Origin of the sequence: Stenotrophomonas riyadhensis (genome assembly GCF_040256885.1) — a bacterium.
In the GTDB taxonomy this organism is placed as follows: Bacteria; Pseudomonadota; Gammaproteobacteria; order Xanthomonadales; family Xanthomonadaceae; genus Stenotrophomonas; species Stenotrophomonas riyadhensis.
In genome coordinates this window covers 4,120,533-4,144,306 of record NZ_CP155568.1, presented here as the reverse complement: position 1 = coordinate 4,144,306, position 23,774 = coordinate 4,120,533, and the positions used below count along the sequence as shown (strand labels likewise).

The following is a 23,774-nucleotide window of genomic DNA, read 5'->3' as shown; positions in this document are numbered from 1 at the left end:
CCAATGCCGCATGACCATGGTCATGCAACGCATTCGGTAGTGCCGGCCGCTGGCCGGCAACCTGCCGGAATCTGCGGGCGTGTGCCGTGTTGCCGGCCAGCGGCCGGCACTACCGTCAAACAATCAATGCACTTCGTCGTGATAGACGAACTTCGGCATTTCCCAGCGGTAGTGGATCGCCAGCAGGCGCAGCGCGAAGCCGCCGCCGAGGCAGCACAGGATCGCGGTGGCGTCGGCCACGCCCCAGTGCAGCAGCAACAGGTAGGCCGCGCCGGTCAGCAGCGCGATGATCGCGTACAGCTCCTTCTGGAAGATCAGCGGCACCTCGTTGCAGAGAATGTCGCGCAGCACGCCGCCGAAGGCGCCGGTCAGCATGCCGGCGATCAGCACGATCGGCATGGCATGGCCGGCCTCGCGCGCGATCGAGCAGCCGATCAGGGTGAAGGCGATCAGGCCCAGGCCATCGAGCACCAGGAAGGTGCGGCGGAAGTGGTGCATCCAGCGCGCCACCCAGGTGGCGATCAGCGCCGCGCACACGGTGAAGCCCAGGTACTCGGGATGCTTCACCCAGCCCAGCGGGTAGTGGCCGAGCAGGATGTCGCGCAGCGAACCGCCCCCGAGGGCGGTGACGCAGGCGATCATGACCACGCCGAACAGGTCCATGCGGCGACGGCCGGCGGACAGCGCGCCGGTCATGGCTTCGGCGGAAATGGCGATCAGGTAGATGATGGACAGCAGCATGGGACAGGCTCCGGGCGCGGTGGGGCCGGCCATGCGCGACTACCGCCACTGCCTGCGCAATGACGGGATGACGATGACCGGTGCCGCTCCCGCTGTCCTTTTGCCTGAGAGTTCAGCGGCGTTGGCCGCGTGCCCCTTCGGCGGATCGTCCCGGGCGTGCCCGGTGACCTCTCTCCAGCTCGGCGAGTCGAATGCATGGTTGGTGGGATTCCAGCCCACCGGCCTGAGCGATCATGGGAGCCTGCGCCTTCGGCGGGCGCCAGCGCGGCGCCTCTCTCCTGCATTCGGGCGCCAGTATATCCGCTGCAGTGCAGCACGGCATAATCCGGGCATGGCCCCGTCCCTCCGCCCGTGGTTCCTGTACCTGCTCGAATGCCGCGATGGCAGCTACTACGCCGGCATCAGCACCGATGTGGAGGCGCGTTTCGCCGCCCACCAGGCCGGCAAGGGCGCGCGCTACACCCGGGCACGGCCGCCACTGCGCGTGCTGGCCGTGCGCGAGTACCCGGACCGGGCCGCCGCCTCGCGGGCCGAGTGGCAGCTCAAGCAGCAGCCGCGCGAACGCAAGCTGGCCTGGTTGCAGGCGCCGGTCCTGTAGATCCACGCCATGCGTGGATGGGCCACTTGGCCCATGCCATGATCGCCCCGCGCCCAGAGCTGGAGACCCGGATGTCCACGATTGCCCTGCTGTTCGCTCTCTCCGCAGCAACGAGCCCCGCTGCCGACCCGGCCACGATCGCGGCCATCGAAGCCACCTGCCACGATTACGTCGACGGCCAGCTGGCGGCCGACCCGCAGCGCGTCGCCCGCTCCCTGCACCCGGACCTGGCCAAGCGCGCGGTCCTCGGCGATACACCCGACGAACGCTTGGGCCTGCGACGTATGTCGAAGGAAGAGCTGGTCTCGTTGACGAAGCAGGGCGCGCTGAAGACCCCGAAGGATCAATGGGACCGCCGCTGCACGGTGCTGGACGTGACCGGCAACGCGGCCTCGGTACGGCTGGAAACGCCGTGGTTCGTCGACTACTTCCACATGGGGCGCTTCGACCAGCGCTGGGTCATCGTCAACGCGCTGTGGTACCCGAAACCAAAGGCGCAGTGAGCGATGGGCGCCGCAGGTAGAGCTTGGCTTTCAATTGCCGGTACTGCGAGAAAGGAAGACCTCTGCCGGGTTTGGTCGAAACGGCGAGTGCCCGGCGGCCTGATGAGGCAGTAGAGCCACGCCATGCGTGGCTGAGCTCCATGCGGCCTGCACAGACATTCATCCACGCATGGCGTGGATCTACTCCCAGGCAGAGAACCCGTGTCCGTCTTCGGCCCTAGCGCCTCGGTCGCCGGTCTTCCTGGTCATCACCGAAGATGATGCGCGCGCTGCGCTGATAGCTCCAGTACGCCACCGCCCAGTTCAGCAGCACCACGACGCGGTTGCGGAAACCGATCAGGAAGAACACGTGTGCGGCCAGCCAGAACCACCAGGCGAGGACGCCCGAGAGTTGCAGCCTGCCCAGGTGCACGATCGCGGCCATGCGGCCGATGGTGGCCAGGTTGCCGAAGTCGGCGTACTTGAAGGGACCTGGTGCCGGCTTGTCGTCCAGGCGCGCGCGGATCACCTCGGCCACGTACTTGCCCATCTGCTTGGCGGCGGGCGCGACGCCGGGTACCGGCTTGCCGTTGGCTTGATTCAGTGCGGCCAGGTCACCGGCCACGAACAGCTCGGGGTGCCCAGGCAGGGTGAGGTCCGGCTGCACCTGCACGCGGCCGGCGCGGTCCAGCGGCACATCCAGGGTGCGCGCCAGCGGTGAAGCGGCCACACCGGCGGCCCAGACCACGGTGCGGGCCGGCACGAACTGATCGCCGAGCTTGAAGCCCTGGCTGTCGATGTCGCTCACCGGGGTACCGGTCAATACTTCCACGCCCAGTTTTTCCAGTTGCCGCCGTGCCTTCAGCGAAAGCACTTCCGGGAACGAAGACAACACGCGCGGGCCGGCTTCGACCAGCCGCACCTTGGCGCTGGCCGGATCGATATGGCGGAACTCGTTGCGCAGCGTATGCCGCGCGATTTCGGCCAAGGTACCGGCCAGTTCAACACCGGTGGGGCCGCCGCCGACCACGGCAAAGCTCAACCACGCCGCTTTCTTCGCCGGGTCCGGCTCGGCCTCGGCGCGTTCGAACGCCAGCAGCAGCTTGCGGCGCAGTGCGATGGCATCGTCCAGCGTCTTCAGCCCGGGCGCATCATCGGCCCATTGGTCGTTGCCGAAGTAGGCGTGGGTGGCGCCGGTAGCCAGCAGCAGGCTGTCGTAGTCCAGCGTGCTGCCATCGGCCATGCGGATCTGCCGGGCCTGCTTGTCGATGGTCACCACTTCGCCGAGGCGGACTTCCACATTGCGCTGGTGGCCGAGGATGTGGCGCAGCGGCGCGGCGATGTCCGGCGCGGACAGGCCGGCGGTGGCCACCTGGTACAGCAGCGGCTGGAACAGATGGTGGTTGCGGCGGTCGACCAGGGTGATGCGTATGCGCTCGCGGGCCAGGGCACGGGTGGCCCAGAGGCCGGCAAAACCGCCGCCGACAACAACCAGGTGGGGAACGCGCTCGCGACTCATCGACTCACTCCAGTGGGGGCATTGGGGGAAGCGCCTGGCATCTTCGCACGATGGCGCCCTGTCACGTCAGCGCCCGCATGGATCGGCGATACTCGGGTTCAGGCAACCGCCCGTGAGGAGCCCATGAGCGAACCGGAAAAGCGCATCGCCCTGTTGATCGACGCCGACAATGCGCCGGCCTCGAAGATCGACGAGGTCCTGGCTGAAGTCGCCCGCTACGGCGTGGCCAACGTGCGCCGCGCCTATGGCAACTGGAAGAGCCCGCGGTTGAAGGGTTGGGAGGCCGTGCTGCACGAATATGCGATCCGCCCGATCCAGCAGTTCGCCTACAGCAAGGGCAAGAATGCCTCGGACATGGCGATGGTGATCGATGCCATGGACCTGCTGTACGCGCGCAATCTCGATGGCTTCGCCATCGTGTCCAGCGATGCCGATTTCACCCCGATGGTGATGCGCCTGCTGACCGATGGCGTGAAGGTGTATGGCTTCGGCGAGAAGAAAACCCCGGAGCCGTTCGTCAACGCCTGCTCGAAGTTCACCTATCTGGAAGCGCTGGGCCAGACCCATGCCAGCGTGCCGGATACCGAACAGGCGTCCAGCGAACAGGCATCGAACGAACCTGTCGCCAATGATGATGCGCGGCCGCGCAAGAGTGGTGCGGAAATGCGCAGCGACACGCGGCTGGTGAAGATGCTGCGCCGCGCGGTGTCCGCGGCCGAGGGCGAGGATGGCTGGTCGCACCTCGGCCCGGTCGGCAGCCAGATCGGCAACCAGGCGTCGTTCGACCCGCGCAACTACGGCTACGGCAAGCTCAGTGACCTGCTGGCGGCGATCGGGCTGTTCGAGCTGAAGAAGGACGGCAAGTCGTCCTACGTCCGCGCGCTGCCAAAAAAGAACAGGTAGTTCCGGCCGCTGGCCAAGAAAGAACCGGTAGTGCCGGCCGCTGGCCGGCAAGCCCCAGATGCCAGATCCCGCATCCGGCACGCACATCTCCACTCCGATCAGGCGTATCGTTGCCGCTCGCATTGCCAGCAAGGAAAACCCGCATGTTGAAGATCTGGGGCCGCCGCAATTCCAGCAACGTTCGCAAGGTGCTGTGGTGCGCCGAGGAGATCGGCCTGCCGTATGAATCCATCGAAGTCGGTGGCAGCCACGGCGGCACGCAGACGCCGGAGTACCTGGCGATGAATCCCAACAGCCTGGTGCCGGTGATCGAAGACCATGGCCTGCCGCTGTGGGAATCGAATGCCATCGTGCGCTATCTGAGTGCGCGCTACGCGCTGGGCACGCTGTACGCCGAAGACCCGATGGAACGCGCCCAGGCCGAGAAGTGGATGGACTGGAGCACCTCGCGCATGGCGCCGCTGTACACCGACCTGATCTGGGGCATCATGCGCACCGCCCCGGCCGACCGTGACGAAGCGCGCATCAATGCCGCCATCGTGCGTGCCGGTGACTACCTGGCGATGGCCGATGCCACGTTGGCCAGACAGCCGTGGCTGTCGGGCGAGACGTTCGCGATGGGTGACATTCCGCTGGGCTCGCTGATCTACGCCTGGTTCGAACTGCCGATCCAGCGCCCGGAACTGCCGCACCTGGCCGATTGGTATGCGCGCCTGCGCGAGCGGCCGGCCTACCAGCGCGGCGTGATGTCGCCGCTGACGTAAGCGGTGGCGGTCGGGGTCAGAGCCCTTTTCTGCGAAAAGGGATCCGACCCCTCAGTACAGATCCGTCGGATCCACATCCAGCGACCAGCGCACCTTGCGGGCTTCCGGCAGCGCGTACAGCTGCGGCACCAATTGCGAAAGCACCCCATGCAACGGCGGCCGCTGCAGGGCAGACAGCAGCAGCTGCGTGCGCTGGTAGCCGGCACGCCGAGGCATCGGCGCCGGCATCGGCCCGTAGGCCTCGACCACATTCTGTTCCCCCAGCAGTTGCCGCGCGGCCAGCAGGAATGCATTGGCATGCTCCACCTGCTGCGCTTCGGCACGCATCAGCGCCAGATGCGCGAACGGCGGGAATCCGGCGGCCTGGCGCTGGTTCAATTCGGCCTGGGCGAATGGGTGGTAGCCACCGCTTACCAGGGTTTCCAGCAGCGGGTGCCCGGGGTGATGGGTCTGCAGCCAGACCTCGCCAGGATCACGCGCACGTCCCGCGCGTCCTGCGACCTGGATCAGCTGCTGCGCCAGTTTCTCGCTGGCGCGGAAGTCGGCGGAGAACAGACCTTCGTCGATGCCCACCACCACCACCAGGGTCAGCTTGGGCAGGTCGTGGCCCTTGGCCAGGATCTGTGTGCCCACCAGGATGCCGGGCTGGTCACCCAGCTTGGCGAGCTGTTGTTCCAGTGCATCGCGGCGCGAGGTGGTGCCGCGATCGATGCGCACCACCGGAAAGTCGGCGAAGGCGGCGGTGAGGTGCTCTTCCAGGCGTTCGGTGCCGATGCCCTGCGGTTGCAGCGCCAGGCTCCCGCACGCGGGGCACGCCAGCGGCGCCGGTTGCCGCGCGCCGCAGTGATGGCACTGCAGGCGACGGCCGCCGCCATGCACGGTCATCGGCGCATCGCAGCGCTGGCACGGCGCGGTCCAGCCGCAGTCGTGGCACAGCAGCACTGGTGCGTAGCCACGGCGGTTCTTGAACACCAGCACCTGCTGGCCCCGCTGCAGGTGCTCGCCGATGCCGGCCAGCACATCGGCCGAGAGGCCATCGTGCAATGGCCGCTTGCGCACATCGAGGATGCGCACGCGCGGTGGCCGTGCATCGCCGGCACGCTGCTTCAGGCGCAGGTGGGTGTAGCGCCCGGCGTAGGCGTTGTGCAGGGTTTCCAGCGAGGGCGTGGCACTGCCGAGCAGCACCGGAATGCCGAGCGCCTTGGCCCGGACCAGGGCGAAATCGCGCGCGTGGTAACGGATGCCGTCCTGCTGCTTGTAGCTGCCATCGTGTTCCTCGTCGACGATCAGCAGGCCGGCCTGGGGAAGGGGCGTGAACACCGCCGAGCGGGTGCCGACGATGACCCGTGCCTCGCCACGCGAAGCCGCCGCCCAGACGCGCGCGCGCTCGTTGTCGTTCAACCCGGAGTGCAGCGCGTGCACGGCGATGCCGAGGCGGCCGCGGAAGCGTGCCAGGGTCTGCGGGGTCAGGCCGATTTCCGGCACCAGCACCAACGCCTGCCTGCCCTGCGCCAGGCAATGGATGATCGCCTGCAGGTAGACCTCGGTCTTGCCGCTGCCGGTCACGCCATCCAGCAGGAAGGGCTGGAAGCCGTCGGCGGCGTTGATCGCGGCCACCGCCTCGGCCTGGTCCGGGTTGAGCGCGGGGCCGGGCAGCGGCTGCGCATGCTGCGGTGCCACCGTCATCGCCACGCGCTCGGCCAGCGCGCGCTTGGCCAGGCTGCGCGCGGCGGTGCGCCAGTCCTCCATGCGTTCGCCCAGTACATCCTCATCCACCACGGCGTCGGCCAGCAGTTCGGCCAACTGCCGCGGGCGGCTGCCGGCGCGCAGCGTCCCGCGCTGGGCATGGCCCTCCGCAGTCAGCTGCCAGCCCCAGTGATGGGTGTCGGGCAGGGCGTCGCCATGGCGCAGTGGACCGGGCAGGGCGGTACTCAGTACTTCGCCCAGGGGGGCGTGGGTATAGCGCGCCAGCCACTGCAGGCTCTGCCACAGTTCACCCTGCAGCAGCGGTTGCGGGTCGCACCAGGCTAGGGCCTGGCGCAGTCCCTGGCCGTCGTCGGTCTGGCCGAGGCCGACCACCACGCCGACCAGCTCGCGGTTGCCGAACGGCACCTTCACACGGCAGCCGACCACAACCGTGGGGGCCTCGCCCTCCGGCGACAGGTAGTCGAACAGGCGGGGCAGGGGGACGGGCAGGGCGACCTGCAGGGTCGGAATCGGTGAAAGCATCGGGCCAGTGTAACGGCCCATGCGGGCGCGAATGGCGGGCGCGGGTGTAGCCGGGCGACGCCCGTTGAATCATAAATGTCACCTAAATATCGGTGTCCATTGGAGATTCAGTCTTATCCACATGTTCTGTGGATAACGTTGTGCGTTAACCGGCAGCGGAAACGCAGAAGGCCGATGGCGACGGCCTCACACTCGGGTTGGTCAAAAAATCGCCACATAGTAAAAACATTCAAAATCAACAACTTAAGTGTGAAACAATGCTGAAACAGAGTGAATTCAGCTGGATGCCCCAGTTTTCCGCAGCGGGGCCTTGGTGCTGTGCACAACCTGCAGCACGAAGTGCCTGCGGGCGCAAGTCCTACGGGCGCCGATGGCCTGCCGCTATCATGCCGGCAGACCTTTGGAGTGACCGATGACGGCTGTGCCCGCCCCTGTTTCCTCGACCGCGGCCGGCGCGCTGTCGGCGTTCCTGCGTGGCGTCGAGCGCCGTGCCCTGGTGGTGGCTGAACTGCAGTGCGGCGATGCTGCCCGTGCCGAACAGACCCTGGTGGCGGTGATGCGCGCGTTTGCGGCGGTTGCCAGCGACCTGCCGATGGCGCAGTGGCCGACCCGCTTCTGGACCCTGCTGGGCCAGCGCCAGGTACTGCGCGAACCGGTGGGCGGCCAATGGGCGCCGCCGTTGGCTGCGCTGGGCGAGATGGGATCGATGCCGCGCCTGGCGCTGTTGCTGCGGGTGGGCGGCAGCCTGGACGAAGGCATCGCCATGCGCGTGCTCGACCAGGACGAGGCCAGCTACCAGCGCTTGTTGGCCGATGCCTGCCCGCGCGATGCGCACGGCCAGCCCGATGCATCGGCCTGGCGCCAGCTTGCCGAGCAGGTGCAGCTGCGCATCCGCGATCTGCCGGCCAAGCGCCTGCAGCAGCTGCAGCAACCGGCTGCCCCGGCTGCCAACAATGAACCCCCGACCTCCAGCTGGCGTGCACCGCAGCGGGACGAGCGTGCGGCTGCCAGCGGCAAGCGCCGCCGTACGAATGCCAAGCCACGCTGGCGCGGTCCGCTGATCCTGCTGGTGACGGTGGCGGTGCTGTTGGCCGCGGCGCTGGGCTGGCGCTATTGGCAGGGGCATTCGTTCGGCAGCAATGCTCCGCTGCCGGAAGGCGTGGTCGGTGAAGCGGGTCCGGTCACGGTGGAAGCACTGCCGCCGAGCACGGTCAGCGCTGCGCCGGATGCGGCCCCGGCCCAGGCCACGGACGACGCTGTGATGCTGGCCGACCGCGACTACCCGCTGGTGGCCGATGCCGATCTGTATGCGTGGACCGCCGCGGGCGGCCCGCTGCCGGTGGACGAGTCGCAATCCAAGCCGAGCCGGCCGGAGCCGGCCAGCGCCACGCTGGAGACCGCTGCTGCCGATGAATAAGACCGTATTCCCCAGCCTGTTGCTGGCCTTGCCGTTGTCGCTGTCCGCCGCGCCGCAGACCTTGAACGTACCGCTGCCGCCGCCAGTGCCGGGCAGTTCATCGGCGGCCCCGGCCCCGGCCCCGGCCATCACAAGTACGACGCCCGCTGCGTTTAGCCAGTTCGATGCCCAGCAGCAGCGCCAGCGCCGCGCCGACTACGCCGCATGGCAGGCATTGCCGGAAGGCGAGCGTGAGCGCATCCGCCAGGCCGCGGCGCGCTTCAATGCGCTGCCGGCTGATCAACAGCAACGTATGCGCCAGCAGTTCGAGGCGCAGGACCAGGCGTTCCGCGAAGGCTGGCGGCTGGGCCCGCAGCTGGGCCTGGAATTCCCCAAGCTGCACGGCCTGTTCGGGTTCGTGCCGCCGGAACAGCGCGAGGCCGCGCTGGCCGTGCTGCGCCAGCTCAGCCCGGCGCAGCTGGCCCAGCTCACCCTGGTCGCGCAGCGCACCCCGCCGCAGGAGCGCGACAAAGTACGCGGCGCGTTCCTCGCGGTGCCACCCGCCGAGCGCGACACCTGGCTCAAGCGCCAGGCGGGTCAGTAAACAAAGGGGACGGAGGGGATTAAGTCGTACTCGGCACAGTCGGGCTTGAAACGACTTAATCCCCTCCGTCCCCTTTTTCTGTTCGTAACGTGATCGCAACGCGTGATGCCGGGGCCTGCTGAAACCCAGCATTCACGCCATGTCATGGGAATGCGCACGCCGCACGCGTAAGATGGCGGCCCGCAACCCGGTGCCTGTGCCCTTCGCGCGCAACCGTAGTTCGCGTCAAGCACCTTATGTCTACTGCAACCTCCACGCCGCGCTTCAGCAAGGAAGTCGGCGCTACCGGTCTGCTCGCCCTGCCGCTTGTGCTCGGGCATGTGTCCACCGGTCTGATCTCCTTCGTCGACAACGTGATTGCCGGCCACCACGCCACGGCGACCCTGGCCGCGGTGACCATCGGCACCGCCCTGCTGTGGCTGCCGATGCTGATCCCGATCGGCACCCTGATCTCGCTCACCGCCTCGGTGTCGCAGCTGCATGGCGCCGGCCGCGAGCGCGAGATCGGTCCGCTGTTCCGCCAGGCACTGTGGCTGGCGCTGGGCCTGGGCCTGATCATGTTCACCTTCCTCACCGTGGTGCCGCCGCTGCTGCCGGCCTTCGGCATCGCGCCGGACATCGTGCCGGGGGCCACCGCATTCCTGCACGCGGTGCGCTGGGGCGGCCCGGCGCTGACCCTGTATTTCTGCATGCGCTATCTCAGCGAGGGCATGCACTGGACGCTGCCGACCATGCTGCTCGGCTTCGGCGGCCTGCTGGTGCTGGCACCGATGGGCTATGTGCTGGCCAACGGCAAGCTCGGCTTCCCGGAAATGGGCGCCGAAGGCCTGGGCATCGCTTCGGCGGTGATGATGTGGCTGCAGGCGATCGCGTTCGCCACCTACCTGTGGTTCACCAAGCGCTTCGCCCACCTGCAGCTGTTCTCGCACTTCGAAGGACCGCGCTGGAAGGCGATCTGGGACCTGCTGCGCACCGGCCTGCCGATCGGCATCACCGTGCTGATGGAAGGCGGCCTGTTCATCGTCACCGCGCTGCTGATCGGCCGCCTCGGTGCCAATGAAGCGGCCGCGCACCAGATCGCGATCAACGTCGCCCAGCTGTGCTTCATGATCCCGATGGGCGTGGCCGAGGCCACCACCGTGCGCGTCGGCCATGCGGTTGGCCGTGGCGATGGCTTCGGCGTACGGCGTGCGGCCTGGGCCGGCTACGCGATCATCATGGGTACGCAGACGCTGTCGGCGGCAGTGCTGCTGTTCGGCCACGATGCCATCGTCGGCGTCTACACCAACGACCTGGCGGTGGCCGGCCTGGCCTCGACCCTGCTGCTGTACGCGGCCACCTTCCAGTTCCCGGATGGCATCCAGGTACTGTCGGCCGGCGCGCTGCGCGGCCTGAAGGACACCCGCGTGCCGATGTTCATCGCCATGTTCGCGTACTGGGGCCTGGGCATGCCGCTCGGCGCCGGGCTCGGCCTGGGGTTGGGCATGGGGCCGCAGGGCATGTGGATCGGCCTGATCGTCGGCCTGACCGCCGCCGCCATCCTGATGGGCTGGCGCCTGCGCCGCAGCAGCCTGCGCATCGGCCAGTCCGCGCTGTCCTGACCTCCCGCCCGCCACGATGATCCGTGGCGGGCGATCCCCTGACTTGTGTCCGATGCCGCATCACGCGGCACCGGCTATGCTGGCACCACGGCAAGAAGCCATCCGGAGCGTTCCATGAATCAACCCGTGCCCCCGCTGCCCCCGGCGCGTCGCAACCCCGTCGCCAGTTTCTTCATCGGGCTGTGGGACGTCATGAACTTCACCCGCCGGTTGATCCTCAACCTGGTGTTCTTCGGCCTGCTGTTCCTGCTGCTGGTGATGTTCGTCATCGCCGCCGGCATGGGCGCCGGTGCCAGCAAGTCGCTGCAGGACCGCACCACCCTGGTGATCGCGCCGGAGGGCCGCCTGGTCGAGCAGTTCAGCGCCGATCCGGTCAGCCGCGCGCTGGCCAAGGCGGTGGGCGACAACGGCGCCGAGGAGATCCAGCTGCGCGACCTGCTGCGGGTGATCGAGTCGGCCAAGGAAGACAAGAAGATCGAGCGCGTGGTGCTGGAGCTGGACAAGCTGCAGCCGTCGGGCTTCGCTTCGCTGCGTGAAGTGGCCACCGCGCTGCAGGACCTGCGTGCCTCCGGCAAGCAGCTGGTGGCCTACAGCGAGAGCATGGGCCAGTCGCAGTACCTGCTGGCCGCACAGGCCGACGAGGTCTACCTGGACCCGATGGGGTCGGTGGTGCTCGAGGGCCTGGGCCGCTACCGCCAGTACTTCCGCACCGGCCTGCAGGACAAGCTGGGCGTGGACGTGCACCTGTTCAAGGTGGGCGAGTACAAGTCCGCGGCCGAGCCGTACGTGCTCGACGCCGCCTCGCCGGCCTCCAAGGAAGCCGACCTGTTCTGGATGAACGACGTGTGGCAGCGCTACCTGGCGGACATCGCCAAGGCGCGTCGCCTGGACCCGGCACAGCTGGCCGCCGGCATCGACACGCTGCCGGAAGGCATTGCTGCCGCCGGTGGCGACCTGGCCAAGTTTGCGCTGCAGCAGAAGCTGGTGACCGCGCTGAAGACCCGCGAGGAATTCGAGGATCTGATGATCGAGCGCGGCGTGGCCGACGACGATGCCGACGGTGGTTTCCGCAACGTCGACTTCGGCACCTACCTGGGCCAGCTCGATGCGCGCCGCAACCCGGTGGACTCGCGTCCGCAGGTGGCCGTGGTGGTGGCGGAAGGCGAGATCAGCGGCGGCGACCTGCCGGCCGGCCGCATCGGTGGCGAGTCGACCTCGGCACTGCTGCGTGCCGCGCGTGACGACGAGAACGTGAAGGCGGTGGTGCTGCGCGTGGATTCGCCGGGTGGTGAAGTGTTCGCCTCCGAGCAGATCCGCCGCGAAGTGGTGGCCCTGCAGGCCGCCGGCAAGCCGGTGGTGGTGTCGATGGGCGATCTGGCCGCTTCCGGTGGCTACTGGATCAGCATGAACGCCGATCGCATCTACGCCGATCCGTCGACCATCACCGGTTCGATCGGCATCTTCGGCATGGTCCCGAACTTCAGCCGCGCGCTGGACAAGATCGGTGTGCATACCGACGGTGTCGGTACCACCCGCTTCGCCGGTGCCTTCGATGTCACCCGCCCGATGGATCCGGCCGTGGGCCAGGTCATCCAGACGGTGATCAACAAGGGTTACGCCGACTTCACCGGTCGCGTCGCCGACGCCCGCAAGAAGCCGATCGAGGCGGTGGACGAGGTGGCCCGCGGCCGCGTGTGGAGCGGTGCACAGGCCAAGGAACGCGGCCTGGTCGACGCCTTCGGTGGCCTGAAGGATGCCGTGGCCGACGCCGCCAGCCGCGCCAAGCTGGGCAAGGCCGATGCCTACCGTGTGCGTTACATCGAGAAGGCGGCGACGCCGTTCGCGCAGTTCGTCAGCGGTTTCGCCGGCAGCCGCGCCGGTGCCTGGATGCTGTCCGACTCGGGCATGGCGCGGATGATGCTGGCACGCACGATGCCGGAAGTGGATACGCAGCTGCGTTTCGTCGAGAACGCGGCCCGCGAGAAGGGCAACGGCACGCCGGTGAAGGCGCTGGCGTACTGCTTCTGCGGGTTCTGATCGGCAACGGTGACGAATGAAAACGCCCGGCCCTGGCCGGGCGTTTTCGTTGGTGGGGTCGGATCCCTCTGCCCCGCAAAGGGCTCTGACCCCACAGGTCACTGCGTTGCGTCGGCCTCTGCCTTGCGCTCACGCGCGGCAGCATCGTCCACGGTTTTCTGCACGTCCTTGGCGCGGTCCAGCGGCTCATGCATCGCGCGCGCCATCGCCTGCGGTGCTGGCGGCTTCTCCGGGTTCGGTGTCGGCGGCCGCTGGCAGGCCGCCAGCAGCACGCTGGCCAGCAGGGGCATGGACAGGATCAGGATGCGCATGGCGGCTCTCCGCAGTGGGCGTACCGGCAGTGTCGCATCCTCGGCAGGGGGCGGCCGTGAGCGCGTATCCTTGCCGCATCGAAACACAGCGGGCGCGGCCCGGGAGAACACATGACCCAGCAACGGTGGCGCCTGGACGGCCAGACCGCCCTGATCACCGGCGCCAGCGCCGGCATTGGCCTGGCCATCGCGCATGAACTGGCTGGCTTCGGCGCCGATCTGATGATCGTCGGCCGTGATATCGACATGCTGGAGACCGCGCGCGACGAACTGCTGGACGTGTATCCGCAGATGCAGGTGCATGCGCTGGCCGCCGATGTCTCAGACGACGAGGACCGCCGCCAGATCCTGGACTGGGTGGAGGATCATAGTGATGCCCTGCACATCCTGGTCAACAACGCGGGTGGCAATGTCACCAAGGCGGCGACGGAATACTCCGAGGATGAATGGCGCAGGATCTTCGAGACCAACCTGTTCTCGGCCTTCGAGCTGTCGCGCTACGCGCATCCGCTGCTGGCCCGGCACGCCTCGTCGTCGATCGTCAATGTCGGCAGCGTGTCCGGTCTGACCCATGTGCGCAGCGGCGTGGTCTACGGCATGACCAAGGCCGCGATGCACCAGATGACCCGCAACCTGGCCGTCGAGTGGGCCGAGGATGGCATCCGGGTCAACGCGGTGGCGCCCTGGTACATCCGGACGCGGCGCACGTCCGGTCCGCTGTCGGACCCGGATTACTACGAGGAAGTGATCAACCGCACGCCGATGCGCCGCATCGGCGAGCCGGAGGAAGTGGCCGCAGCCGTGGGCTTCCTGTGCCTGCCGGCGGCCGGCTATGTGACCGGCGAGTGCATCGCGGTGGATGGTGGTTTCCTGCGCTACGGGTTCTGATCTTTCAGCAGGTAGTGCCGGCCGCTGGCCGGCAACTGCACTCATCTGAAGATCCTGTGGTTGCCGGCCAGCGGCCGGCACTACCGGGTGGCCGTCACCCCGGCACCGGGCAGTTGCTGGCCTCCAGCACGCCCTGCAGCCGCTCGCGTTCACTGCGTGCGGCATCGCGGTTCTCCGGGGCGGCGAAGCGCTCACGGCCGCGTGCATCGCGGAAGCGCTGCTGCCAGCTGCCGCAGCGCTGCGTTTCGGGCAGTTCCTCGCAGCGGTCGCGTACCACCTCGCAGCTGGCCGCATTCACCGGCGTGACGCCGCCCAGACCCTGCACCGTCATCAGTTCGCAGCGGCCGGGTGCAGGCTCGTATTCGTGCAGGTAGCCACTGCCCTGGCTGTCGGTGCACTGGAAGATCGGCGGCAGTGGCGGCTTCGGTGGTCCGTCGCCGGCGGCGGCGCGGGCGTCGGCATCGCGCCGCAGCGTCGCGCTGTCGAGGATCTGATTCTCGCCCTCGCGTTCAACCATGCCTGCTTCCATGATCGTGCGCCCTTGGTCCGCGCGCCGTGGCGCCGATGTGGCCGCCGTGCCGGGCGCGGGTTCGGTCACTGCCGGAACCCGAGGGGAAACAGGAGCCGGCGCTGATGAGGGCTCGACCGCGGCAGGTTGCGGACTGGACGGGGCGGGCACGCGCAGCACCTGTTGCTTGCTGCCGGACGGGCACGGCGTGCGCTGCAGGGTAGGGACGTCACTACTGCTGGAGGTACAGCGGTAGATCACACCCTCTTCGGCCAATGCGCTTCCGGGCAGCAGCACCAGGAGCAGCCAGATCACTCTGTTCATGCGCACAGCGTACAGCCTGCGACGGAGTACTGCGCTCAGCGCTCGCAGTCGCGCGACAGGCGTGCGTCGATGCCGCGCTGTTCGTTGCTGATGGCCGTGCGTTCGCTCTGCAGTGCGCTGTTGTAGCGCCGGTCCAGTTCCCAGCGGCGGTCGCGCAGGCGTGCACAGACTTCCTGCGGCGGCAATGCATGGCAGCTGTCGCGGACCAGCACGCTGCCGGCTGGAACCTGCACACCCACGCCCACCGACGGCGGGCGATAGCCCGCACCTTCGCCGATGGGGGTACCGGCCGGCGTGCCGATGGCCGGGCGTGGTCCGGGGTAGGCTGGACCACGATGGCCGTGTGGCAGCCAGACACTGGTCCACAGCGGTACCCAGCGTGGATTGCCTTCGTTGTTGTCGCTGGTATAGCGCCGGCCGTCCTCGCTCACGCATTCGTACATCGGCTGCGGCGGCTGGATGTAGACGTGGCGGACTTCGCGCTCGCGGATGACCGGCGTTTCGCTGGGCGGCGGGGGCGTGGCATCACTGCGCACCACGCGCGGGGCGGGAGCGCGCGGGCGCTGCAGGTCGCGTACTTCCTGGTGGCCACTGTTGCACGGCCTGTCCTGCAGGGCGACGGCACCGTTGCTGGCAACGCAGCGGTAGACACGCACGTCCTCGGCCTCGGCGGCGGGTGCCGTCCACGGCAGCAGCAGGCACAGGCTGAGGGTGGCGCGCAGCAGGGTCATGGCGGCAGGGTGCGTGATTGTCCGCGGCAGCGCAATCGCCGGCTCAGGAGCGCAGCACGTTGCCGCTGAGCGCGTCGCGGATCGGGGTGGGCTGGGCCAGGCCGCCGGTCTGTCCATCGAGGATGCCATCGAGCAGGCGCAGCAGGCGCGGATCCAGCTCTTCGCGGCTGCGGGCTGGTGGCTCGCCGGCCAGGTTGGCGCTGGTGGAGACCAGCGGGCCGCCCCAGGCGCGGCAGAGTTCGGCCACCAGCGGGTGCGCGCTGATGCGCACCGCGATACCGCTGTGTTCGCCGGTGACCCAGGGTTGCGCGCGCGGGCCGGCAGGCAGGATCCAGGTGTTGGCACCGGGCCAGCTGGCCAGCACCGCGCGCTGGCGGGCGTCGGGCAGCGCCTGCAGGCGCACCCAGCCTTCCAGCTGCGCCAACTCGGCGGCGACTAGGATCATGCCCTTCTCGATCGGGCGTTGCTTCAGCCGCAGCACCATGTGCACGGCGGCTTCGTGCGAAGGATCGCAGCCCAGGCCCCAGACCGCTTCGGTGGGGTAGGCGATCACGCCGCCCGCGCGGAGCGTGGCGACAGCAGAGTCGAGGGTGAGTTCTTTCATGGCGGCGACCGGCCCGGCGTGGGCCTTCATTATCCCCCCGCTGCGTGCAGATGGGGTGGACCCTGGCACCCGGTAGTGCCGGTCGCTGGCCGGCATCTGATGCTTATGGAGGGTGCCGGCCAGCGGCCGGCACTACCCCCTCATCCACGCATGGCGTGGACCTACTTCTTGGCGGCCTTCTTGACGGCCTTCTTGGCCGGGGCCTTCTTGGCAGCGGCCTTTTTCGGCGCCGCTTCCTTCTTCACCGCCGCCTTCTTTGCCGGGGCCTTCTTCGCGGCGGCCTTCTTGGCGCCGAAGCCCTTGCGCACCGGCTTGCCGGTTTCTTCCATCAGCTGCTGCACTTCGGCCAGGGTCAGCGATGCCGGCTCGCGATCCTTGGGGATCTTGCCGTTCATCTTGCCGTCGCTGATGTACGGGCCGAAACGGCCGTTCAGCACCTGGATGTCGCTGCCCTCGAACTCCTTGATGATCCGGTTGCGCGCGATCTCTTCCTTCTCTTCGATCAGGAACACGGCGCGGGCCAGGTCGATGGTGTACGGGTCGTCTTCCTTCTTCAGCGAGGCATAGGTGCTGCCACGCTTGGCGAACGGACCGAAGCGGCCGATGCCGACGCTGACCGGCTCGCCCTTGTCCTCACCCAGCGCGCGCGGCATCAGGAACAGTTCCAGCGCGTCTTCCAGCGAGATGGTGTGCATCGACTGGCCGGGGCGCAGCGAGGCGAACTTCGGCTTCTCCTCGGCGTCCTCGGCGGTGCTGCCGATGGCTGCGTAGGGCCCGAAGCGGCCGAGGCGTACGCTGACCGGCTTGCCGGTCTTCGGGTCGGTGCCGAGCTCGCGCGCGCCACTGGCTTCAGCGCGATCAACCGATTCCTTCTTGTCCTCGACCAGTTCCTTGAACGGCTCCCAGAAGCGGGCCATCAGCGGGATCCACTCTTCTTCGCCACGCGAGACGGCGTCGAGCTCGTCTTCGAGTTTGGCGGTGAAGTCGTAGTCCACGTACCGGGTGAAATGGCTGGACAGGAACTTGGACACCGCACGGCCGACGTCGGACGGGCGGAAGCTGCGGCCTTCCATTTCCACGTACTTGCGGAACAGCAGGGTCTGGATGATCGAGGCGTAGGTCGAGGGACGGCCGATGCCGTACTCTTCCAGCGCCTTCACCAGCGCCGCTTCGGTGTAGCGCGGCGGCGGCTGGGTGAAATGCTGTTCGGCCTGGATGCGTTCCAGCGGGATGCGGTCACCGGGCTTCATCGCCGGCAGCTTGCGGCCTTCGTCCTCGTCCTCGGCGCTCTTGCTGTCCTTGCCTTCCTCGTACACGGCCAGGAAGCCGGGCACCACCACGGTCGTGCCGCTGGCGCGGAACACGTGTTCGCTGCCGGCGGACAGATCGACGCTGACGGTGTTGAGGGTGGCCGGAATCATCTGGCAGGCCACTGCACGCTTCCAGATCAGCTCATACAGGCGGCGCTCGTCGTCGGTGAGGAAGCGTGCCACCTGGGCCGGGGTACGCAGGGCCGAGGTCGGGCGCACCGCTTCGTGCGCTTCCTGGGCGTTCTTCGACTTGGTCTGGTAGGTGTTCGGCTGGTCCGGCAGCGAGGCGATGCCGTAGTCGCGGGCGATCACGTCGCGGATCTCGGCCAGTGCGTCCTGCGACAGGTTCACCGAGTCGGTACGCATGTACGAGATCAGGCCGACGGTGCCCTCGTCGCCGATGGCCACGCCTTCATACAGCTTCTGCGCCACCTGCATGGTCTTGCGGGTGGTGAAGCCGAGCTTGCGCGAGGCTTCCTGCTGCAGGGTGGAGGTGGTGAACGGCGGTGCCGGGCGGCGCTTGCGCTCCTTGCTGGCCACGTCGGTGACATGCAGCGAGCCCTGCGCGGCCTGCTGGATGCGCAGGCGGGCGGCCTCGGCGGTGTCGCCGTCGGTGATGGTGAACTGTTCGAACTTCTGCCCGTCCAGCTTGATCAGCTTGGCGTTGAAGTGCTGCGACGGGTGCGCGCACTCGGCGGCGATCGACCAGTACTCGCGGGCGATGAAGGCTTCGATCTCTTCCTCGCGCTCGACGATCATGCGCAGCGCCGGGCTCTGCACGCGGCCGGCGGACAGGCCGCGCTGGACCTTGCGCCACAGCACCGGCGACAGGTTGAAACCGACCAGGTAGTCCAGCGCGCGGCGCGCCTGCTGGGCGTCGACCAGGTCGCTGGCGATCGCGCGTGGCTGGCTGATGGCTTCCTTGATGGCGCGCGGGGTGATCTCGGTGAACACCACGCGCTGCATCGGCTTGTCCTTGACCAGCCCGCGTTCCTTCAGGATCTCGGCGATGTGCCAGCTGATCGCTTCACCCTCGCGATCCGGGTCGGTCGCCAGCAGGATGTCGTCGGCGCCCTTGGCGGCTTTGGCGATTGCATCGACGTGCTTCTCGTTCTTGTCGATGACGTCGTAGTGCATGGCGAACCCGTTGTCCGGGTCGACTGCGCCTTCCTTCGGAATCAGGTCACGCACATGCCCATACGAGGCCAGGACCGTGTAGTCCTTGCCGAGGTATTTGTTGATCGTCTTGGCCTTGGCCGGCGATTCGACGATGAGCAGGTGCTTGGGCATGGCAGCAGGGTCTGTGGGGCGAACCGTGGGGAAGGGGCCGCTAGGGTGGAGCAAACGGCCGCATTAGTGAAGCGGCCACGGGCAAATCCATAAACTGAACGCCCGGTAATGTGCCGGGCGTTCAGGTTTCACCTTGTTAGAGGAATCACGCCCGGCCAGCCCCTGTCAAGCAGCCAGTCGTGAGGATGGCCGTTCAGGAGGCCATCTTGGCGATGAAGCCGACCGCGAATACCAGCAGGGCCAGGCCCACCAGCGACAGCAGGCCGGTCAGCACCAGTACCAGCACGGTGACCGTTCCCAGCTCCCGGCGCTGCAGCTGCGGCTGGTCGGTGTAGGCCCAGCGGTCGACCACCAGGGTGTCGCAGATCATGTCGTGCAGGCCCTGCTTGCGCTCGGTGAACGCCGCCATCAGGAAGCCGATGCCGAGGGTGAAGCTGCTCAGCAGCATGGCCCAGTAGCGACCAAATGCGCGGCCCTTGGTCAGGCGTTCGCCATTGCTGCGCACGACCTTGATGCCGACCGCCATCTTGCCCAGCGTGGCGCCACCCTTCGAGGCATGGAACCAGGTGTAGTACGCCATGCCGATGGCGAAGTTGATCAGTGCGCTGGACAGCTGGGCGACCACTTCGATGGCCGATTCGCCGCTGCCCACCGCGCCCATGCTGGCGCCGAGCACCACGCCGAGGATGGCGCCGATGATGCTGCCCGGGATGACCAGCACGAAGTAGTCGATCATGTAGGCCGCTACGCGCTTCCAGAAGCCGGCATAGACCACCTCGCCCCCCATCACCGGCTGGGCATGGCCGCCGCCGCCGAGCGCCGCAGGGGCGCTGTAGGGCGAACTGCTGAGGGCGCCGGTGCCCGGCAGTGGCGCCGTACCGTTGTCGATGGCGGCATAGTCGCCACGCAGGTCGAAGCCGCCGCTGGCGGTGGCCGTGCTGGCGTCAGCCAGTGTCTGCAGTCCGAGTTCGTCGACCACCTGGCGCAGCGCAGCCCACTGCGCCATGCCTTCGCGCCAGACCAGGGTGTCCAGGTTCAGTTGGCCGCGCTGGAAGCGCTGGCGGATCTCCTCGACCGGCAAGGGCCCCTGGCGTTGCTGTCCTTCTGCGTAATACCACTCAGTCATTGCATGTTCCCTGTTGGATCGTCCTTGGAGGTGCCGGTGTGTGCGCGGTTCAGCCGCGGCACGACGGCGGCAGGTACTTGTCGTCGCTTTCGCCGCTGCATTCCCAGCGGCCACTGTCGCGATCGTATTCCAGCCACAGCAGATCGCCATCGAGGCTCTTGCCGGGCAGCGCCAGGGTGGCTTCGATGCCGCAGTGGCCGTTGTTGAAGCGGCCGATGTTCACCGCCGAGAGACCGACCTGGGTGAAGTCGCCAGGGGCCGGGAAGCCAGCGTCGTTGGCACCGGGGCAACGGCCTTCGTCATCGGCGAAATGCTGCACCTGGTCCTTCAACGGCTGCAGCGCGGCCACTGCGCCGGCAACCTTGGCGCGCACGGTGTAGTCCTTGTAGGCGGGCAGGGCGATGGCGGCCAGGATGGCCAGGATTGGTACCAGCACCAGCAGCAGGCCGCCGCCGATGATCGCAGTGAGGGCGCAGCCGGACAGCTTCTTCTTCGGTGGCGGCAACACGCCGGCCGGCGGGGTGGCGGCATACGGCGTGGACGGCGGCAGCACCGGCGGCTGCGGCGGAGGCGGTGCCGCCGGTGCCTGTTCCGGTTCCGGTTCCGGCTCGATGGTTGGTGCGGAAGCGTCGAGTGCCGGCACGATCAGGCCGAGTTCGTCCACCACGGTGCGCAACGGCTGCCATTGCGGCAGGCCGTCGCGCCAGACCAGGGTGTCCAGGGAGATCTGGTTGTTGCGGAACAACTCGACCAACTGTTCCGCCGGCAGCGGACCCTGCTGCCGGTTGCCTTCTGCATGGAACCACTCGCTCACGGGGACGCTCCTGAATGCGCTATGCCCCCAAGTGTACGGTCAGTGCAGGGGTTCTGGCTCGTCCATGAACATCTGCGTCTCCATCCAGGCGTACGCCGCTTCGGAGCCGGGCTGGTTGAACAGCACCATCAGCACGACCCACTTCAGGTCGTCCAGGTCCAGTTCGTCCTGGTCCAGGGCCATGGCCCGGTCCAGCACCAGCTCGCGCTGGTCGGCGTCGAGGATGCCGTGCTGTTCCAGGTACAACAGGAAACCACGGCATTCCACGTCCAGCTTGTCCAGCTCGGGGCCGTGGTAGACGCGCACGGGGCCATCGACCCGCGCCTGGGCCACGCTCGGCCGCTGCGCGGCCAGGGCATCGAGCCAGTCGAACGCCTTGTTGATCTCGGTTGGGCTGAAACCGGCCTGGATCAGGCCGTTCTGAAGCGAATCGCGGTCACGGATCAGGTCCGCATCTTCGCTGAAATAGTGTTCAAACAGGTACAGCAGTACGTCCAGGATGCTCTCTTTCATTGCCCCTCGGCCTGCGTCGCGCGACGCTGTGGAGGTGAAGAAACTAGGGAGTTCGACAGTAGCGGCCGTGTACGCACACCACGATTCCCGCCAGTTCCATGGCCAGCAGCATGGAGGACACCTGGGGCGCCGTCAATCCACAGCGCGTGATCAGTGAATCCATACCGCTTGGGTTGTGGTCCAGGGCCCGCCACAAGCACTGGTAGTCAGGGTCGTCGGCCCAGCGCGCCGGCAGGAGCGCCGGCGGTGCCTGTTCAGTGGGGGTGGCGAGCCGTGATTGCAAGCCCGGCAACTGCTGGCGAAGGGCGGGGGCCAGCAGTTCAAGGACCTCCTCCGGGCGCTCGACCAGTGCCGCACCCTCGCGGATCAACCGGTGGCAGCCCGCCGCGCGTGGGTTGAGTACCGAACCGGGCAGGGCGCAGACCTCGCGGCCGGCCTCGGCGGCCAGGCGCGCGGTGATCAATGCGCCGGAGCGCTGGGCGGCCTCGACCACCACCGTCGCCAGCGCCAGCCCGGCCACCAGGCGGTTGCGGGCTGGAAAGTGACCGGGGCGTGCCGGTGTGCCCGGCAGGTACTCGCTGAGCACCGCGCCTTCGGCGGCGATGCGGGCCTGCAGCCGGGCATGGTTGTCCGGATAGGTCCGGTCCGGGCCGGTGCCGATCACCGCCACGGTGCAGCCACCGGCGTCCAGCGTGGCCTGGTGAGCGGCCGCGTCGATGCCTGCCGCCAGTCCGCTGGTCACCGCCAGGCCCGCTTCGACGAAGCAGCCAGCAAACCGGGCGGCCAGCGCGCGTCCGCCTGGCGTCGGCGAGCGGCTGCCGACCAGCGCCACCGAGGGGCGCCAGGCAAGGCTGGGGTCGCCGGCGATGAACAGCGCCAGAGGCGGGTTGGGCACATCCAGCAGGGGGGGAGGGAATCCCGGATCGGTGAAGGCCAACAGGTGGTGGTTGTCGTCATCCAGCCAGCGCCGTGCGGCTGTCCATGCCCGGATATCGGGGTGTTCCAGCGCGGCGCACTGCTCCGGCGTGCAACCGTGTGCGCGCCAGGTCGCAGTGCCTTGCGCGATGGCGGCTTCCGCACCGCCTGCGGCCTGCAGCAGGGCCCGTCGGGGCGCCAGTGCGCCTCCCGCCATCAGCAGGCGCAGCAGCGCCTCATATGCATGCGTGGTCATCCCCCACTATCGGCCGCACACAACAAAGGCGCCCTAGGGCGCCTTCGCATGTGACTGTCAGGTTTTGCCGGAGGTGCCTGCCGGCCGGTGGCTGGCACTCCCTGCGGTGGCCGGGGCAGCCCGGCAACCGCTACTTCGCGTCCGGGTGCAGCGCGTTGTAGCCCACCCGCACCGGCTTCACGCCCTGCATCACCAGCGCGTAGCTGACATTGTCGAAGGTGCGGAACACCATCGCGTGCGCGGCATATTCGTCCGGCAGCGAGACCCGGCCCGCGCCGGTGCTGAGCGAGTCGTCCATGCGCGACGAGGTCGGGTACTTCATGCGGTGCGCCACGTGGCGGCCGGGGCGCCACAGCGAGAACACGGTGCCGTTGTCCACACCCTGGGCGCGACCTGCGGAAATCGCGATCACGTCGCGCGGGCCACCGGCGGTGAACATGTCGGTCACCGCCAGTACGCGCACGTCCACGCCCTCGACACCCGCGGCGGGCACGTGGGGCACGAACTGCAGGTCGTACGGCTTGGCTTCGACCGGCACCAGGCGGTCGCCGGCGCGCACTTCGCGGCCACCGACGTTCTTGTCCAGCACCAGCGTGGAGGCCTCGACCTTGCCGCCGGCGATCTGGGTGATGGTGCCGGTGGCGACCTGGGCCAGCTCGTAGCCGAGCACGCCACGCCGTGCGTTGGGGGCGTTGTAGGCCTTCCACAGGTTGCCGCTGCCGGGGGTGACGTCGCCATTGGCGGTCAGGTCCTCGGTCGGCTTGGGCTGGGCGTAGCGCACGGTCGGGCGTACCACGGCCCAGCGCTGGCCCACCTGGGCATCGGCCAGGCGCACGTAGACGGTGTCGCCACCGGACACGCGCAGGCGGCTGTCCTCCAGGCCGACCACGTAGGGCAGCTGCTTGACGCTGTCGACCACGCTCAGCTGCTTCAGGAACGGCTCGACCTGGGCCAGCGGAATGGCGTCGATCGGGGCCTCCTGGCGCGGGCCGGGCCGGGCCGCCACGGTCACCCGGTCCAGATAGGCCAGGCTGAGTACGTCACCGGGATAGATCAGGTGCGGATTGGCGATCTGCGGATTGGCCTGCCAGATCTCCGGCCACAGCCACGGCTTCTGCAGGAAACGTGCGGCGATATCCCACAACGTGTCCCCTTTTCGGACCACATAGGTGTCCGGGTGCCCGCCATTCACTTCCACGGCGGTAGCATAGGCAGCCACGGTCAGCATCGCCGCGGCGACGACCGTACGAAAACGAAGCAACATAGGTGTGAAGCCCTGATTCCCCAACAGGTCCGCGCACTATAGTCCA

Annotated in this window: 22 protein-coding genes and 2 riboswitches; of the genes, 9 read left to right on the top strand and 13 right to left on the bottom strand. The window is 68.1% G+C overall.

Annotated features, from left to right (window positions below):
* Window positions 1-123: 123 nt before the first annotated feature.
* Window positions 124-741: a trimeric intracellular cation channel family protein gene (locus tag SriyCCGPB3_RS19125; RefSeq protein ID WP_005411215.1), complete on the bottom strand. Its 618-nt coding sequence runs from the start codon at window positions 739-741 to the stop codon at window positions 124-126.
* 84 nt (window positions 742-825) lie between these two features.
* Window positions 826-929, bottom strand: a riboswitch (glycine riboswitch).
* 13 nt (window positions 930-942) lie between these two features.
* Window positions 943-1,032: riboswitch (glycine riboswitch) on the bottom strand.
* Window positions 1,033-1,072: 40 nt separating this feature from the next.
* Between SriyCCGPB3_RS19125 and SriyCCGPB3_RS19120 the strand changes: the two genes are divergently transcribed.
* Together SriyCCGPB3_RS19120 and SriyCCGPB3_RS19115 are read left to right on the top strand one after the other, a co-directional pair.
* Window positions 1,073-1,339, top strand: coding sequence for a GIY-YIG nuclease family protein (locus SriyCCGPB3_RS19120; RefSeq protein ID WP_049452937.1), 267 nt, complete (start codon window positions 1,073-1,075; stop codon window positions 1,337-1,339).
* Window positions 1,340-1,410: 71 nt separating this feature from the next.
* Entirely contained in the window at window positions 1,411-1,842 is a 432-nt protein-coding gene (locus SriyCCGPB3_RS19115; RefSeq protein WP_180854000.1) for a nuclear transport factor 2 family protein, read from the top strand.
* 217 nt (window positions 1,843-2,059) lie between these two features.
* Here SriyCCGPB3_RS19115 and SriyCCGPB3_RS19110 read toward each other — a convergent pair whose 3' ends face one another.
* Window positions 2,060-3,340, bottom strand: a complete 1,281-nt coding sequence (locus SriyCCGPB3_RS19110) for an NAD(P)/FAD-dependent oxidoreductase (protein WP_164160837.1) — start codon at window positions 3,338-3,340, stop codon at window positions 2,060-2,062.
* A gap of 123 nt (window positions 3,341-3,463) precedes the next feature.
* Here SriyCCGPB3_RS19110 and SriyCCGPB3_RS19105 point away from each other — a divergent pair, with 123 nt between their 5' ends.
* Complete coding sequence (locus SriyCCGPB3_RS19105) at window positions 3,464-4,243, top strand: NYN domain-containing protein (RefSeq protein WP_005411210.1); 780 nt, start codon at window positions 3,464-3,466, stop codon at window positions 4,241-4,243.
* Between the two features lie 143 nt (window positions 4,244-4,386).
* Window positions 4,387-5,007: a glutathione S-transferase family protein gene (locus SriyCCGPB3_RS19100; protein WP_032129683.1), complete on the top strand. Its 621-nt coding sequence runs from the start codon at window positions 4,387-4,389 to the stop codon at window positions 5,005-5,007.
* A gap of 51 nt (window positions 5,008-5,058) precedes the next feature.
* Here SriyCCGPB3_RS19100 and SriyCCGPB3_RS19095 read toward each other — a convergent pair whose 3' ends face one another.
* Complete coding sequence (locus SriyCCGPB3_RS19095) at window positions 5,059-7,236, bottom strand: primosomal protein N' (RefSeq protein WP_153854855.1); 2,178 nt, start codon at window positions 7,234-7,236, stop codon at window positions 5,059-5,061.
* 412 nt (window positions 7,237-7,648) lie between these two features.
* Here SriyCCGPB3_RS19095 and SriyCCGPB3_RS19090 point away from each other — a divergent pair, with 412 nt between their 5' ends.
* The 4 genes from SriyCCGPB3_RS19090 to sppA all read left to right on the top strand — a co-directional run bounded on the left by SriyCCGPB3_RS19090 (window position 7,649) and on the right by sppA (window position 12,874).
* A complete protein-coding gene (locus SriyCCGPB3_RS19090; protein WP_153854627.1) occupies window positions 7,649-8,653 on the top strand; it encodes a hypothetical protein in 1,005 nt (334 codons plus the stop codon).
* Complete coding sequence (locus tag SriyCCGPB3_RS19085) at window positions 8,646-9,236, top strand: DUF3106 domain-containing protein (RefSeq protein WP_153854626.1); 591 nt, start codon at window positions 8,646-8,648, stop codon at window positions 9,234-9,236. The genes SriyCCGPB3_RS19090 and SriyCCGPB3_RS19085 overlap by 8 nt, the downstream gene beginning before the upstream one ends.
* A gap of 236 nt (window positions 9,237-9,472) precedes the next feature.
* The gene (locus tag SriyCCGPB3_RS19080) at window positions 9,473-10,837 is read left to right on the top strand and encodes an MATE family efflux transporter (protein WP_110713888.1); all 1,365 of its coding nucleotides are present in this window, start codon (window positions 9,473-9,475) and stop codon (window positions 10,835-10,837) included.
* 114 nt (window positions 10,838-10,951) lie between these two features.
* Entirely contained in the window at window positions 10,952-12,874 is a 1,923-nt protein-coding gene (sppA, locus tag SriyCCGPB3_RS19075; RefSeq protein ID WP_153854625.1) for a signal peptide peptidase SppA, read from the top strand.
* A gap of 98 nt (window positions 12,875-12,972) precedes the next feature.
* On the opposite strand, the gene SriyCCGPB3_RS19070 is transcribed toward sppA, so the two are convergent.
* Window positions 12,973-13,185 carry a hypothetical protein gene (locus tag SriyCCGPB3_RS19070; protein ID WP_153854624.1) on the bottom strand — a complete coding sequence of 71 codons (213 nt, stop codon included), beginning with the start codon at window positions 13,183-13,185 and terminating at the stop codon, window positions 12,973-12,975.
* A 111-nt stretch (window positions 13,186-13,296) separates the two neighbouring features.
* On the opposite strand from SriyCCGPB3_RS19070, the gene SriyCCGPB3_RS19065 reads away from it, so the two are divergent.
* Window positions 13,297-14,073, top strand: a complete 777-nt coding sequence (locus SriyCCGPB3_RS19065; protein ID WP_350259628.1) for an SDR family oxidoreductase — start codon at window positions 13,297-13,299, stop codon at window positions 14,071-14,073.
* A gap of 94 nt (window positions 14,074-14,167) precedes the next feature.
* Here SriyCCGPB3_RS19065 and SriyCCGPB3_RS19060 read toward each other — a convergent pair whose 3' ends face one another.
* The 9 genes from SriyCCGPB3_RS19060 to SriyCCGPB3_RS19020 form a co-directional block, all read right to left on the bottom strand.
* On the bottom strand, window positions 14,168-14,905 hold the full coding sequence (locus SriyCCGPB3_RS19060) for a hypothetical protein (RefSeq protein ID WP_153854623.1): 738 nt from the start codon (window positions 14,903-14,905) through the stop codon (window positions 14,168-14,170).
* Window positions 14,906-14,940: 35 nt separating this feature from the next.
* Entirely contained in the window at window positions 14,941-15,636 is a 696-nt protein-coding gene (locus SriyCCGPB3_RS19055; protein WP_153854622.1) for a DUF4124 domain-containing protein, read from the bottom strand.
* A gap of 43 nt (window positions 15,637-15,679) precedes the next feature.
* Window positions 15,680-16,270, bottom strand: a complete 591-nt coding sequence (locus tag SriyCCGPB3_RS19050; protein ID WP_019338925.1) for a Sua5/YciO/YrdC/YwlC family protein — start codon at window positions 16,268-16,270, stop codon at window positions 15,680-15,682.
* A gap of 131 nt (window positions 16,271-16,401) precedes the next feature.
* Window positions 16,402-18,840, bottom strand: coding sequence for a DNA topoisomerase I (locus SriyCCGPB3_RS19045; RefSeq protein WP_350259627.1), 2,439 nt, complete (start codon window positions 18,838-18,840; stop codon window positions 16,402-16,404).
* A gap of 193 nt (window positions 18,841-19,033) precedes the next feature.
* The gene (locus tag SriyCCGPB3_RS19040) at window positions 19,034-19,966 is read right to left on the bottom strand and encodes an RDD family protein (RefSeq protein ID WP_110713881.1); all 933 of its coding nucleotides are present in this window, start codon (window positions 19,964-19,966) and stop codon (window positions 19,034-19,036) included.
* Between the two features lie 49 nt (window positions 19,967-20,015).
* Window positions 20,016-20,780: a pilin gene (locus tag SriyCCGPB3_RS19035; RefSeq protein ID WP_324187244.1), complete on the bottom strand. Its 765-nt coding sequence runs from the start codon at window positions 20,778-20,780 to the stop codon at window positions 20,016-20,018.
* Between the two features lie 39 nt (window positions 20,781-20,819).
* Window positions 20,820-21,293 (bottom strand): DUF494 family protein, encoded by a 474-nt coding sequence (locus SriyCCGPB3_RS19030; RefSeq protein ID WP_005411195.1) that lies wholly within the window; start codon window positions 21,291-21,293, stop codon window positions 20,820-20,822.
* Window positions 21,294-21,336: 43 nt separating this feature from the next.
* Window positions 21,337-22,464, bottom strand: coding sequence for a DNA-processing protein DprA (gene dprA, locus SriyCCGPB3_RS19025; RefSeq protein WP_153854621.1), 1,128 nt, complete (start codon window positions 22,462-22,464; stop codon window positions 21,337-21,339).
* Between the two features lie 130 nt (window positions 22,465-22,594).
* Window positions 22,595-23,728, bottom strand: a complete 1,134-nt coding sequence (locus SriyCCGPB3_RS19020; RefSeq protein ID WP_110713877.1) for a LysM peptidoglycan-binding domain-containing protein — start codon at window positions 23,726-23,728, stop codon at window positions 22,595-22,597.
* Between the last annotated feature and the right edge of the window lie 46 nt (window positions 23,729-23,774).